Source organism: Mesorhizobium sp. P160219, assembly GCF_057786095.1.
This window is the reverse complement of record NZ_JBYNWG010000001.1, coordinates 5,560,756-5,572,720: the sequence shown is the minus strand read 5'-3', so window position 1 is coordinate 5,572,720 and position 11,965 is coordinate 5,560,756. Positions and strand designations below refer to the sequence as shown.

Annotated in this window: 12 protein-coding genes; 7 read left to right on the top strand and 5 right to left on the bottom strand. The window is 58.9% G+C overall.

Going from position 1 to position 11,965, the window contains the following annotated elements:
• The first annotated feature begins 369 nt into the window (after positions 1–369).
• Entirely contained in the window at positions 370–1,770 is a 1,401-nt protein-coding gene (locus tag AC3EMP_RS26995) for a phospholipase D family protein (protein WP_023752159.1), read from the top strand.
• Positions 1,771–1,861: 91 nt separating this feature from the next.
• Here AC3EMP_RS26995 and AC3EMP_RS26990 read toward each other — a convergent pair whose 3' ends face one another.
• Together AC3EMP_RS26990 and AC3EMP_RS26985 are read right to left on the bottom strand one after the other, a co-directional pair.
• Entirely contained in the window at positions 1,862–2,158 is a 297-nt protein-coding gene (locus tag AC3EMP_RS26990; RefSeq protein WP_023752158.1) for a hypothetical protein, read from the bottom strand.
• A 73-nt stretch (positions 2,159–2,231) separates the two neighbouring features.
• Positions 2,232–3,224: a YihY/virulence factor BrkB family protein gene (locus tag AC3EMP_RS26985; protein WP_023748070.1), complete on the bottom strand. Its 993-nt coding sequence runs from the start codon at positions 3,222–3,224 to the stop codon at positions 2,232–2,234.
• A 413-nt stretch (positions 3,225–3,637) separates the two neighbouring features.
• Between AC3EMP_RS26985 and AC3EMP_RS26980 the strand changes: the two genes are divergently transcribed.
• Complete coding sequence (locus AC3EMP_RS26980; RefSeq protein ID WP_023687836.1) at positions 3,638–3,931, top strand: hypothetical protein; 294 nt, start codon at positions 3,638–3,640, stop codon at positions 3,929–3,931.
• 165 nt (positions 3,932–4,096) lie between these two features.
• Positions 4,097–6,739 carry a DNA ligase D gene (gene ligD / locus AC3EMP_RS26975; protein WP_352668305.1) on the top strand — a complete coding sequence of 881 codons (2,643 nt, stop codon included), beginning with the start codon at positions 4,097–4,099 and terminating at the stop codon, positions 6,737–6,739.
• On the opposite strand, the gene AC3EMP_RS26970 is transcribed toward ligD, so the two are convergent.
• Both AC3EMP_RS26970 and AC3EMP_RS26965 read right to left on the bottom strand, forming a co-directional pair.
• Positions 6,719–7,603, bottom strand: coding sequence for an alpha/beta fold hydrolase (locus AC3EMP_RS26970; protein ID WP_352668303.1), 885 nt, complete (start codon positions 7,601–7,603; stop codon positions 6,719–6,721). The genes ligD and AC3EMP_RS26970 overlap by 21 nt on opposite strands.
• Before the next feature lie 174 nt (positions 7,604–7,777).
• Positions 7,778–8,248, bottom strand: a complete 471-nt coding sequence (locus tag AC3EMP_RS26965; RefSeq protein WP_023691407.1) for a GFA family protein — start codon at positions 8,246–8,248, stop codon at positions 7,778–7,780.
• Positions 8,249–8,440: 192 nt separating this feature from the next.
• Between AC3EMP_RS26965 and AC3EMP_RS26960 the strand changes: the two genes are divergently transcribed.
• The 4 genes from AC3EMP_RS26960 to AC3EMP_RS26945 all read left to right on the top strand — a co-directional run bounded on the left by AC3EMP_RS26960 (position 8,441) and on the right by AC3EMP_RS26945 (position 11,449).
• Positions 8,441–8,665 carry a hypothetical protein gene (locus AC3EMP_RS26960; protein ID WP_023668054.1) on the top strand — a complete coding sequence of 75 codons (225 nt, stop codon included), beginning with the start codon at positions 8,441–8,443 and terminating at the stop codon, positions 8,663–8,665.
• A gap of 291 nt (positions 8,666–8,956) precedes the next feature.
• Positions 8,957–10,450 carry an alpha,alpha-trehalose-phosphate synthase (UDP-forming) gene (locus AC3EMP_RS26955; protein ID WP_352710787.1) on the top strand — a complete coding sequence of 498 codons (1,494 nt, stop codon included), beginning with the start codon at positions 8,957–8,959 and terminating at the stop codon, positions 10,448–10,450.
• A 247-nt stretch (positions 10,451–10,697) separates the two neighbouring features.
• Positions 10,698–10,862: a hypothetical protein gene (locus tag AC3EMP_RS26950; protein ID WP_023817836.1), complete on the top strand. Its 165-nt coding sequence runs from the start codon at positions 10,698–10,700 to the stop codon at positions 10,860–10,862.
• Positions 10,863–11,185: 323 nt separating this feature from the next.
• Entirely contained in the window at positions 11,186–11,449 is a 264-nt protein-coding gene (locus tag AC3EMP_RS26945) for a hypothetical protein (RefSeq protein WP_352710790.1), read from the top strand.
• A gap of 225 nt (positions 11,450–11,674) precedes the next feature.
• On the opposite strand, the gene AC3EMP_RS26940 is transcribed toward AC3EMP_RS26945, so the two are convergent.
• Positions 11,675–11,965, bottom strand: coding sequence for a hypothetical protein (locus tag AC3EMP_RS26940; RefSeq protein ID WP_031197822.1), 291 nt, complete (start codon positions 11,963–11,965; stop codon positions 11,675–11,677).

Sequence of the window (11,965 nt, the reverse complement as noted above, 5' to 3'; positions counted from 1 at the left end):
AAACCCGAACCCGGTTCCGGCATAATGGAGATATCTAAATTTAAAGGGTCGTGCGCTTCAGTGAGAACAACGACCACGTCATTCTCGTCGAAGAGCCGCGGCGGGGCGCACGCCATCGGGCTCTCGCCAACAGTTCACGGTGTGAGGGGCTGGGACTACAGGAGAAGCAAGTTCCGCGGCGGCAGCAGAGCAGTCGGGGCAACGCCTCTCAAGCCTCCTGACCGCTCTGCAGCCGCTTGATTGCTGGGCCCCGCTTGCATCCAGGAATTGGGTGATTGGACGCTGCGTATGCAACCAGAATACCTCAGAATGGTTCTAGCTATGATTTGAGCGGGATGGCGCGAGCGCCGTCCAAAGGTGGCAATTTTCATGGACGTATCGGTTTCGCGAACCGCAGACCACAACATCAAGGCCGGCAAGAGCGGCTTGCTGCTTGTCTCGGACAATTATGACGCTTTCGCCGTGCGCGTGCTGGCGGCAAGGAGCGCTGAGCGCAGCCTCGACCTGATGTATTACCTTTGGCATGATGACCACACCGGCCGCTTGCTGCTTCGCGAGGTTTTTCGAGCTGCTGAGCGCGGTGTTCGGGTGCGCATGCTCCTTGACGACGTCAATCCGCGTAAAAATGATGCGGCATATCTGGCGCTGAACAACCATCCAAACATCGAATTGAAGTTGTTCAATCCGAGCGGTATCAGGCGCGGCCGGATCATGCGTGGTGTGGAAGTGCTGTTGCGGCTCTTTGCATTGACACGACGGATGCACAACAAGGCTTGGATCGTTGACGACAAATTTGCCATTGTCGGCGGTCGGAATGTTGGCGATGCCTATTTCGATGCGGCAGAAACCAATTTCCGGGACCTCGATCTGCTGCTCCTGGGGCCTGCGGTACGGCAAACCGCGGCGATATTCGATGCCTTCTGGGCTTGCAATGAAGCCAAGCCAATCAAAACCTTGGGATCAGTGGCTGAGCATGAGCATGCCAAATGGCTTGAAGGAAGCGATACCGGCCCCGATCCCAAATTCTTGAACGGCATCGGCAACCGGGGCTCGATCACGGAGTTTATTGCGGCCAGCAACGACGTTCATTGGGTGGATGGCGTGCGGGTCATTTCCGATCCGCCGGAGAAGGTTCGTGGTTGGAGACGTCGCAGCTGGCTTATGAAAGAGCTGCGTCCGATCATCCAATCCACGCGCGGGTGTCTGGAAATTGTGTCGCCCTATTTCATCCCCGGCAAAAGGGGCACAGCGATCTTGCTGGACCTTGTCGGCGCCGGTGTTGACGTTTCGGTTCTGACCAATTCCCTGGCCGCCACGGACGTCGCCGCAGTCCATGGCGCTTACGCAAATTATCGCAAGCGGCTGCTGAGGAATGGCGTCAATATTTTCGAGCTTCAGCCGTTCAACCGGCGCTCGGCAATCTCGGTGTTTGGCTCGAAGGGCGCCAGTCTGCATACGAAAGCTTTCACCGTCGACGACAATATCGGCTTCGTCGGTTCCTTCAATTTCGATCCACGGTCAGTGTCCTTGAACTCGGAAATGGGCGTGCTGTTTGAGGATCCGAAATTGGTCGCCGAGTTGCGGCATCGATTCCAATCGGAAATATCTCCGGAAACAAGCTATCGGCTCGAACTGAAACACAATGTCCTGCATTGGCATGGATGCGGCGAAGGCAAGATTCAGGACTATACGCATGAACCAGAAGCCGGATTTTTTCGCCGTATCCTGGCGGTCTTCGTCCGTCACCTCCCGATCGAATCTCAGCTCTAGCATCCGACGATGGCCGAGGACCTCGCGATCTCAGCAAATTGCCCTGCCGGGGATCGCGTGAGCGAAACGTGAAACCCTGATCTACCACGGGTCAGCCAGACCGCATCACACCCGGTTCTTCGACAACCGCGTCGCCAGTCCCATGCTGTCCGGCGTCCGGATCACTCGGCAACACGTCGGAAAAATTGACTGTGGCGACCAGATATCCGGCTTCATCGTAGACCTTGATAGTCGATCCCGATTGCTTGGTTCCTGACCCAGGTTCCGCCGCCACCGCTACGCGCGCCATCTCTATTGCTCTTGGACTGGCCATCTCCGCACTCGCTAGCTCTTCCTGGAAAGCAGTAGTCTGGCCGGATACTGTCGTCTCAAAGCGAAATTTTGGCATGGGCAACCTCCTGTTCCTATGCAATTCCGGTGTCCGGGTTGCGTTCCAAAGAAACAGAATTGGTGGGAAGCAGCTAAGATCGCCGCGATGGCCAGACCCGTGTCGCCACGAAGGTCAGCAAACCCGTGATCACAATCCAGGCTTGCACCTCGCGTTGGATAGTTGGCCCAGGGTTCGATGTCTGTCGCGACGGGCTCTCTGCCTCCACTATCGGTTGAAGGTCGGACCGACTGCCGAGACGGACGGAATAGGCCCGCGTGAACTCGGCGCCGAGCAGGAAGATCTCAGACGAATAGTAAACCCAAAGCAGCACGACCAGCAGTGCACCCGCCGCGCCATAGGAGGATGCGATCGCGCTGGTTCCGATATACCAGCCAATCAGCGACTTGCCGATGGTGAAGAGCAAAGCGGTCACTGCCGCGCCAATTGCGACATCGCGCCAAGCGAGCGACCGGTCCGGCAGGATCTTGAAGATCGCGGCAAACAGAGCGGAAATCAGCACGAAGGATACAATGCCGTTTATCGACGCGAGAATGATCGTGCCGAACGGCAGATGGGCGTTGATGACAGCGCCAAGCGCGGAAATGGCGGCACTCGCCGCCAACGACACAAGCAGTAGAAATCCCAACGCTGCAACCAGACCCAGGCTGGCCGCCCGCGCCCGCACCAATCGCGACACAGACATGGGTGGTGGGTCAATCTTCCAGATTGTGTTGAGCGAAAGCTGCATTTCGCCAAACACCCCGGAGGCTGTCACGAAGAGGGTGACGATGCCCACCAAGGTGGCAACAGTGCCGGCGGTTCTGTGAGAAGCGCTTTCGATGGTGCTGCGCAGAAGGTCGCCGGTTTGCGATCCCATCACGCCTGCGATTTCGGCCGACAGAGCGAGTTGAGCTGCTTCATGCCCAAAGACAAGTCCAGCAATCGCAACAACGATCAACAAGATCGGGGCCAGGGACGTAACGGCATAGAACGCCATCGCCGCACCGTGGCTGAGGGCATTGTCGTTGATGAATCCGAGGATGCTCTCCTTGCCAAGAACCCAGGCCTCGCGTGCCACCCGCATGGGGAATTCCTTTTGCCTCACGAGCAACCTAGTGCTGTCGGCAACGAAAGCGAGACCTGCCGCCAGTGCGCGAGGCGCGATTGCAGAGACACGCCCGCTTGTCTCTGCACGAACGGCCAGAAATGTTCCATGCGGCGCCGGAACTCGCCGGGCTCGTAATGGTTATCGGTCATCCGATTGGAGTGATCAAAAATGCCTGATAATGAAAACCGTCGCGAGACCGGCGCAACGAAGTACCCGGCTAGAACAGGTCCTGATCCTTCGGATGCGTTCTCTCAGGATGCGGCCGGCAACAAGAAACCCAAGAGTGGGGTCGGTCTGACGCGGCCAGTCAATGAGGTGGATGACAAGACGCACCAATCCGATGGCCAGAACGCCCCGGCGAGGCCGGGCAGCGGAAACACGGTTAAGCCATGAACGTTGCCAATCTTCAGCTTGAAGGGTTGATGATGGCGGTCGCGTCAATCAACAACCTGCTCGTTCACAAAGGTCTGCTGTCAATTGACGAGATCGATACCGCCCTGCGAAAGGCAGAGGCGTCCATGACAGGTGACGAGCGGACCTACGAAGACATGTCACCGGCCAACCGTGACGCGATCTGCTTCCCGATCAGGCTTCTGCAGATCGCAAACAACGCGCAAGGCGAACTGGACATCCCACCATTTTCAGAGCTTGCAAAAATGGTTGGGCAAACCAAGGAACCTTAACGTCAGCGGTGACGACATGACGTGTAATCTCCGTGAAGGCCTACATTTGACGGCGATGCCACTCTGAAGCGGAAAAGCAGCATCGGCGCCGTCTCGGCCATGAACCGAACCAAATCTCACCCACTGCGTTGAGTCCGGCGTTGCGTCATTAGTCGGGGCACTTCCATGAAAACGGGCGAGCTTTCAACCTACCGGGCCAAAAGGGACTTCGCGAAGACGAAAGAGCCCAGCGGCGAAAGCTCGATTGCGGGTTCGAATCGACTTCGGTTTGTCATCCAAAAACACGCGGCCACGCGGCTGCACTATGATCTTCGCCTCGAGCTTGGCGGGGTCTTCAAATCATGGGCTGTGACCAAAGGTCCATCACTGGATCCTCACGACAAACGACTTGCCGTGGAGGTTGAGGACCACCCGCTGGAGTACGGCGACTTCGAAGGCACAATTCCCAAAGGACAATATGGTGGCGGCACGGTGCAGTTGTGGGATCGCGGATATTGGGAACCGGAAGGCGCCATGTCTCCCGAAAAGGCGTTGGAAAAAGGCGACCTGAAATTCACGCTGCAGGGCAAGCGCCTGCATGGAAGCTTCGTCCTCGTGCGCATGAAGCATGACCGCAATGGCGGGAAGCGGACCAACTGGCTGCTGATCAAACACCGCGATAAATACGCGACAGAGGGCAATGGCGATGCGGTGCTGGCTCAGGATCGATCCGTCGCCTCGGGTCGGAGCATGGAGAGGATTGCAGCGGGGAAGGGGGCAGGTCCGAAGCCGTTCATGATGAAAGGTTCATCGTTGGCCGATGCGGATGCCGTTTGGGACAGCAAGCGCGGCCATGCCGACAAGCGCGCCGCCAGGTCGGCAAAGCCTGCTCCGCGGCCGAAGCGAGCCGCTGGTGCCTCAGCGGCGAAGATGCCCGACTTCATCCCACCACAGCTTTGCGCGACGCTCTCCCGGCCGCCGGCCGGGACGAACTGGGTTCACGAAATCAAGTTTGACGGTTATCGCGTCCAGTTGCGCGTGGAAGACAAGGACATCGCGCTTAGGACCCGCAAGGGTCTTGACTGGACGGAGAAATTTGGCGCCATCGCAAAGGAGGCCGCCAGTCTTCCCAACGTCATCATCGACGGCGAGATCGTAGCGCTTGGCGAGAACGGCGCGCCCGATTTTGCCGCACTGCAGGCAGCGCTGTCGGAGCGCCGGACGAAGGACCTGATCTACTTTGCCTTTGACCTGCTCTTCGCAAATGGCGTCGATCTGCGAAAGATGCCTCTCTCACAACGGAAGGAACGTCTGAGCGAGATGCTCGGCGAAGTCGATCGCGGCGAGCAAAATCTCATCCGCTATGTCGAGCACTTCAGCAATGGCGGCGACGCGGTGCTGCGTTCTGCCTGTCGCCTTTCGCTTGAGGGGATTGTCTCCAAGAGGGCCGATGCAACCTATGTTTCGGGGAGGACCGACACCTGGGCCAAATCGAAATGCCGCGCCGGGCATGAGGTGGTCATCGGCGGCTGGTCGACGACCAACGGCAAATTCCGGTCATTGCTCGTCGGCGTCAATCGCGGTGAACATTTCGCCTATATCGGCCGTGTGGGGACCGGATTCAGCGAGGCAAAGGTCAAGCAGCTGATGCCCAGGCTGCAGGAGATGAAAGCCGCGACGTCGCCGTTTACCGGCGATGGCGCACCGAAAAGGAATTCAACCGTCTTCTGGACGAAGCCGGAATTGGTCGCGGAAATCGAGTTCGCCGGCTGGACCGGGGGTGGCAATATCCGGCAGGCCGCCTTCAAAGGCCTGCGTGAAGACAAGCCCGCAAAAGACGTCGAGGCCGAGCGTCCAGCTGATCCTCAAGAGACGCCGATTGCCGACCCTGCCAAGGTGACTGGCAAGACAGGAAAAAGCCCGGTTGTCATGGGCGTCATCATTTCCAAGCCGGACAAGCCGCTTTGGCCGAATGCCGGCGACGGTCAGCCCGTCGACAAGCTCGATCTTGCAGAATATTTCGAGACCGTTGGCCCCTGGATGATCAGACATATCAAAGGTCGTCCCTGTTCACTCGTGCGCGCGCCGGATGGCTACGCCGGCGAGCAGTTTTTCCAGCGCCACGCAATGCCAGGCACATCCAATCTGCTGGAACTGGTAAAAGTCTTCGGCGATCACAAACCGTATCTGCAAATCGACCGCGTCGAGGGTCTGGCCGCGATCGCCCAGATAGGCGGCCTTGAGCTTCACCCCTGGAATTGCCAGCCGGGTCATCCCGAAATACCTGGCCGACTTGTCTTCGACCTTGACCCCGGTCCGGAAGTCCCTTTTGCGAAGGTGGTCGCGGCAGCCAAGGAAATGCGCGATCGTCTCGAAGATCTGGGCTTGGTGAGCTTCTGCAAAACCACGGGGGGCAAAGGCTTGCATGTCGTGACGCCATTGGCGGCCGAACGCAGCAAGACGACATGGGCCGAGGCCAAGGCCTTCGCAAAGGCCGTCTGCATCCAGATGGCGGCAGACAGCCCGGATCTCTACCTCGTCAACATGGCCAAGAAGCTGCGGACATCCCGGATTTTTCTCGACTATCTCAGGAATGATCGCATGGCGACAGCCGTCGCCCCTCTCTCCCCTCGCGCCAGGGAAGGCGCGACTGTATCCATGCCGCTGACCTGGAGTCAGGTGAAGGCGGATCTCGATCCGAAAAAATACACCGTTCGCACGGTTCCGGGCCACCTGAAAAAGACCGTCGCCTGGGCCGACTACGACGATGGCGAACGGTCGATCAGCATCGCCATCAAACGGATCGGTTCAGCAAAGCTCGCCGCCTGACGACGTCGGTTCGCGCAAGAACGCCATGACGGCTGCGGCTACCGCCTCGGCTGCTTCTTCGGCCATATGATGTCCGCTTTCGATCGGTTGGCCCTTCAGTTCGGTGGTCCAGGGTCGCCAAACATCGAGCACGTTGCCGTAGAGTGCCTCAAGGTCATCGCGGGCGGACCAGAGCGCCAAGGTCGGGCACGCGACCCGGCGACCAGCTTTCCTGTCGTCGGCATCGTGCAATTGGTCGATGGCCAGACCTGCCCGATAGTCTTCAAGCATGCCGTGAACAACATTCGGATCGTGGATTGCGTCCTTGTAGTCGACATAGGCCTCAGCCCCCATGGACTCGGCTGAGCCGCCATACCATGCGTCAGGATCGGCCATGATTGCGCGTTCGGGCTTGTCCGGCTGTGCGAAAAAGAACCAATGCCACCAGAGCTTCGCAAAGCGGGCGTCGCAGCGTTCGAGGGCTTCCAGGATAGGGACGCTGTCCATGACGATCAGATGGCTGATCGCCGGCGGGTGATCCATGGCTGTTCGGAACGCTGTGTAGCTGCCGCGGTCATGGCCTGCGATGGCAAACCGGCGAAAGCCGAGATGTCCCATGAGAGCAATGCAGTCCCTGGCCTTGGCACGCTTGGAGGATCCAGCATGGTCCACGGCGTCCGCCGGTACCGAGGACTGGCCAAAGCCCCTCAGATCGGGGCAGACAACTGTGTGGTCGGCGGCGAGAAGTGGGGCTACCCGGTGCCAGGTAACGTGCGTCCGAGGATGGCCATGCAGCAAAAGAAGCGGCGGGCCTGAACCTCCATACCTGACTCTTAGTGAGGACTCGGGCAGTTCCACGGTCTCTAGCTTGAATCCTTCAAACATCCGCTTCTTTGTCGTCAGACTGTGAAAACAAGTCCCGCATGTCCATCTTCAACCCACCCCGGTGAAATTGGTTTCGGGCATTTGTCCGTTTGGACATTTCTCTCATTCCAATGGTTCGGCCGCCGTTCAGGATCCGCCAGCCCTGGCGCTGACGCCCGGATCCAGCCTCCTGCCTCACCGGTCTCTGGGATTGCCCTGGGTGGGGTCGCGCGCCCGGGTGTAGCCCTCGACGCGAGGCAAACCGTCATCCATCCTGATAAACGGCAGCCGCATTTCCCAATAGGCTTGAGCTTGGGGATGGAACTTCTCGGGCGCGTCCATGAATCCGATCGAGATGTAGAACTCGTTTGGCAAGCCTTCATCGGTGTACCCAATCGAGGTGCCACATTCCGAACAGAAGGAGCGCACGACGCCCCTGGTTTTCGAGAATGTTTTTGGTTTTGGGCCGAGCCAATGGACCTGATCTGGACGATAGCCAATCCAGATCGTCAGTGGGCTGCCGATCGCTCGTCGGCAGTCATCGTCGTGGTCGAAACAAATCCAAAAGGGATCGCCACTGAATTCAGCTGTGATGGCTCCGCAAAAGCAATGCCCTCGATCAATCCGGGCCGGTTTTCTGATCGTCGTTCGCGGTTTGTCGTCCATGGTAATCTTCCGGCCAGCGTGGTGGCGTAACGCCGCAGACGGCAAGCAGTTCCTTTGGACGTCACAGGGCCGCAGATGCGCGCAACCGGCGGGCTGCTCGTCAATATCATTTGAGGCAGATCAGGCCTTAATTTGTTGGGAACATTTTTTCAGGTCCGCACTTTGTTCGCCGTCTGCCCAAAGGAGGCGACCTTGAAAACACGACGCATCGACAGGGAAAAGATCGAGAGGGCGGATCGAGAAGCCAAGTTGCTGTTGGAAGCGGAGCGGCATGCCAGGGAAGCCAAGACGGCGCGGCTTAGAGAACAGCGACAGTTGTTGGAGGCATCGATAGCGCAGACCCCGCCCGCGCCCGTAGCCGCAAAGCAGCCGCCCCGCCAACGAAAGCCGACGCGCAAGGTAATCGAGGTGGACTGACGGTTTGGTCAGTTGGGGCTTTTGCCAAGGTGGGGAGTTGATATGACAGGGCAGGGGATCCGGCAGCATGAATACCAAAGCGGTAAGTCCGGCCGTCGCCAAAGCGGCTGCTCGGCGTGCTGGATCGGGGTCTCATCACCGGTGCGTCCGACGACGATCCTGCGAGAGCCGCTGAAAAAGGCGCCGAGCGGGCCGAGAATGTGATCCAGCGAGTCCGGCTGGACACTTACGTCGGGAACAATCGCACGCGCGGACCGTTCCCCAAGCGATCTTCACGCTCAGGATTTGCTCTTGTTGCAGCGACCGGATGAAATTTTCAACGAGGCCTCGCAAACGGTTGGTGATCCCCTTGAGCGCGACGCTTTAGGTGGGGAGGCTAAGCTAACTGGCGATCGCGCCATCCCGCGTCGTCTGGTTGTCGTCTCGAACAGGCTGGGGAACATTCGCGATCTGTCGCAAGCCGGCGGACTTGCTGTAGGCATCGGGGATGCGTTGGCCGAGCGTGGAGGCCTGTGGCTAGGAGCAAGCGCCGAGTATCAGGACTACGCCGCGAGCGACGAACCGCTGATCCGCTTGGAACGGGTGGGAAAGATCGAGACGGCTGCGCTTACCCTGCCCTATGAGGAGTATTCGCTCTATTACAATGGCTATGCCAACAGCACGCTGTGGCCACTTTTTCATTACCGACTCGACCTGGTGAACCACCGGGCAGAGTTTCTACACGCCTACCGGCAGATCAATGCGCGGTTCGCGAAGGCGCTCGCAGGACTGCTGTCGGGCAACGACGACCTGGTGTGGGTTCACGACTACCACCTTATCCCCTTGGCCGCCCAGTTGCGGCGGCTGGGAGTCCGGAATCGGATCGGTTTCTTTCTTCACATACCGTTCCCGCCGCCTGACCTGTTTGTAGCCACGCCCGACCATGAAGAACTCATCGATGACCTGCTTCAATATGACGTCGTGGGGTTCCAGACCGAAACGGACGTGGGGAATTTCCGGCGCTCAGTGCAGGCGGCCAACTCCATTACTTTTGATATCAATGGTTCGGCTGAGATGAACGGCCGCACGGTGTTGTCGAGGTGTTTTCCGATAGGCATCGACGTCGATTCAATCGCACGCATGGCCAATGAGGCGGCGGAGGATGTGCAGATCGATTCCATGCGCCGCCAGATTCTGGGCCTCAAGCAAATCATCGGCGTCGATCGGCTGGACTACTCCAAGGGTCTCCCCGGCCGCATGCAGGCTTTCGCGCGTCTTTTGGAAAGGCATCCGGAACACGAGCGAGCGGCAACCTATTTGCAGATTGCGTCGCCGACGCGCGAGGAGGTCAGCGCCTATGCCGACATCCGGGCCCAGCTTGAGGCAACCGCCGGCGCGGTCAACGGAAGATACGCGGATTTGGCTTGGACCCCGATCCGCTACATCCACCGTGCCGTATCACGCTCTCGGCTTGCTGGCCTGTTGCGCGCTAGCCAGGTCGGATTGGTCACGCCCCTGCGTGACGGAATGAACCTCGTCGCCAAGGAATACATAGCCGCGCAGGACGAAGCCGATCCCGGAGTGCTGGTGTTGTCGCGCTTTGCAGGTGCGGCCGAAGAACTTGCCGAATCCTTGATCGTGAACCCGTATGCGGTCGACGAGGTTGCCGATGCGATCGCAAAAGCGCTCGCGATGCCGCTTGACGAAAGAATTGCAAGGCATAGTGCACTGCTCAAGCGCATCACGCGCAATGACGCAGCAGAATGGCGGCGGTCATTTCTCGCCACGCTCGCGGGCGAGAACTAGCGCCTGGCATCGATGCCTGAATCCGTCCGTGTGTCACCCGTTCCCACACGGTCATAGCCCGGCCATAACCCGGCTGGCCGGAGCAATTCGAAAGGCCTTGAAGCTGATCATGTACCTTGTCAGCCCGCATCAGAAACTTTTCGCTCATTGACGGAAGCGCGATAGCCCGCCTCAATCGGTGGACTATCGAAGGCTCCAGGGAACACACCGCCGGTCCGGTCGTTTGGGCTCTGATAGGAGATCTGCGATGACAAGGAACCCCACGCGAAAGGACAGTGATCTCTCTGAAAAAGAGGCAATCAAGTTGGCCGAAGCCACCGACGTGTCACCCGGGCAGGCCAAAGAGCTTGCAGCCGAGCACGGCAAAGACGGCGCCAAGAAGGAAGCAAGAAATTACAAGGCGGAGGGCTGACTATGGCGGCCAGTGGACGCACGAGCCACCCTCTACGCACAAGGAGTAATGGAAGCCGAGCGTAAAGCGCGGGAAGAGAAAACGGCGCGATTGCGCAAAGCCCGTTTGGCGCATGAGGCGGTCAATCCGCCTGCACCCGAGCAGAAACCGGCAGTGCCGGAAACGCCAAAGCGGGTCGCCAAACCAGGCAGCCGAAAAGCTGGAGAAGATTAGCTTCAGCTTTCTTCAGCTGTGCCGGTGGCCGGCGCCGGGGAAGAGCAGACCGTGCGGTCGATCTGCACGATAAATTTGTACTTCATCGAATGACACAAAGGAGTCCAGTGATGACGGAGCACGTGTCCCGGAAGGAAGAACAGCGTGGCACCCGAAATGTACTCGGGTGGGGCGTCGTCATTGCGGCTGTGATCTTCGTCGCACTGCTAGCCTTCTTTGTGTTCATACCCCTTTCAGACGGATCGTGGCAGACATCGCCAGTAAAGCGCACCCAGGAACAGAACCAAGGCGGCAATGCCCCCGCCGAGACATCACCCGCGCCCGGCGTTAAAAAGAACCCGCAAGAAAATACCGAGATGCCAGGGCAGCAGTGATCGACCTTGGGCTGCGACCCAAGTTGGCCCTGATCTTCCTGGTCGTCTCATCGGCGTCATGATGGGATCAGGGCCTTCTGGGCGCAGGAACCGCTGAGCTATTGAGACTGGGGTTTCGCCCACATCGAGCGCAGAAAGATTACCGCAGCAGCATCGGTCTGGCGAACGAGGCGATGACGCCATCGTGGAACTCGAGGCACATCAAGATGCCTAGCTGCAGGCCGTTCAGTTGGGATTTTTCAGCTGCTTTGACAACAGCAGTTGCTGCTGCAGCTCAAGGGCGAGCTTCAACAGCCGTTCAGGTGTTTCCTCTTCCGCGATTTCGTCGAGCAGCGCTGCGAGTGCGTCGCCCTCAACAGGATCGCGGAATGAGTCAGGTTTGGTTTGCGGAGGTTTGGCCACGAGGATTTCTAGCAGGAATGCGGCCGTATTTGCAAGACGAAGCGAAGCGCTCTTGGGGAGGGGTACCGTAGCGGGGGCGGTCGACAGGGCGGCCTGCGGCAAACTATCGGACAA

Excerpts from the sequence above, each read along its gene's own strand:
- AC3EMP_RS26995 (WP_023752159.1), top strand. The coding sequence starts at position 370 with ATGGACGTATCGGTTTCGCGAACCGCAGACCACAACATCAAGGCCGGC.
- AC3EMP_RS26990 (WP_023752158.1), bottom strand. The coding sequence starts at position 2,158 with ATGCCAAAATTTCGCTTTGAGACGACAGTATCCGGCCAGACTACTGCT.
- AC3EMP_RS26985 (WP_023748070.1), bottom strand. The coding sequence starts at position 3,224 with ATGCGGGTGGCACGCGAGGCCTGGGTTCTTGGCAAGGAGAGCATCCTC.
- AC3EMP_RS26980 (WP_023687836.1), top strand. The coding sequence starts at position 3,638 with ATGAACGTTGCCAATCTTCAGCTTGAAGGGTTGATGATGGCGGTCGCG.
- ligD (WP_352668305.1), top strand. The coding sequence starts at position 4,097 with ATGAAAACGGGCGAGCTTTCAACCTACCGGGCCAAAAGGGACTTCGCG.
- AC3EMP_RS26970 (WP_352668303.1), bottom strand. The coding sequence starts at position 7,603 with ATGTTTGAAGGATTCAAGCTAGAGACCGTGGAACTGCCCGAGTCCTCA.
- AC3EMP_RS26965 (WP_023691407.1), bottom strand. The coding sequence starts at position 8,248 with ATGGACGACAAACCGCGAACGACGATCAGAAAACCGGCCCGGATTGAT.
- AC3EMP_RS26950 (WP_023817836.1), top strand. The coding sequence starts at position 10,698 with ATGACAAGGAACCCCACGCGAAAGGACAGTGATCTCTCTGAAAAAGAG.
- AC3EMP_RS26945 (WP_352710790.1), top strand. The coding sequence starts at position 11,186 with ATGACGGAGCACGTGTCCCGGAAGGAAGAACAGCGTGGCACCCGAAAT.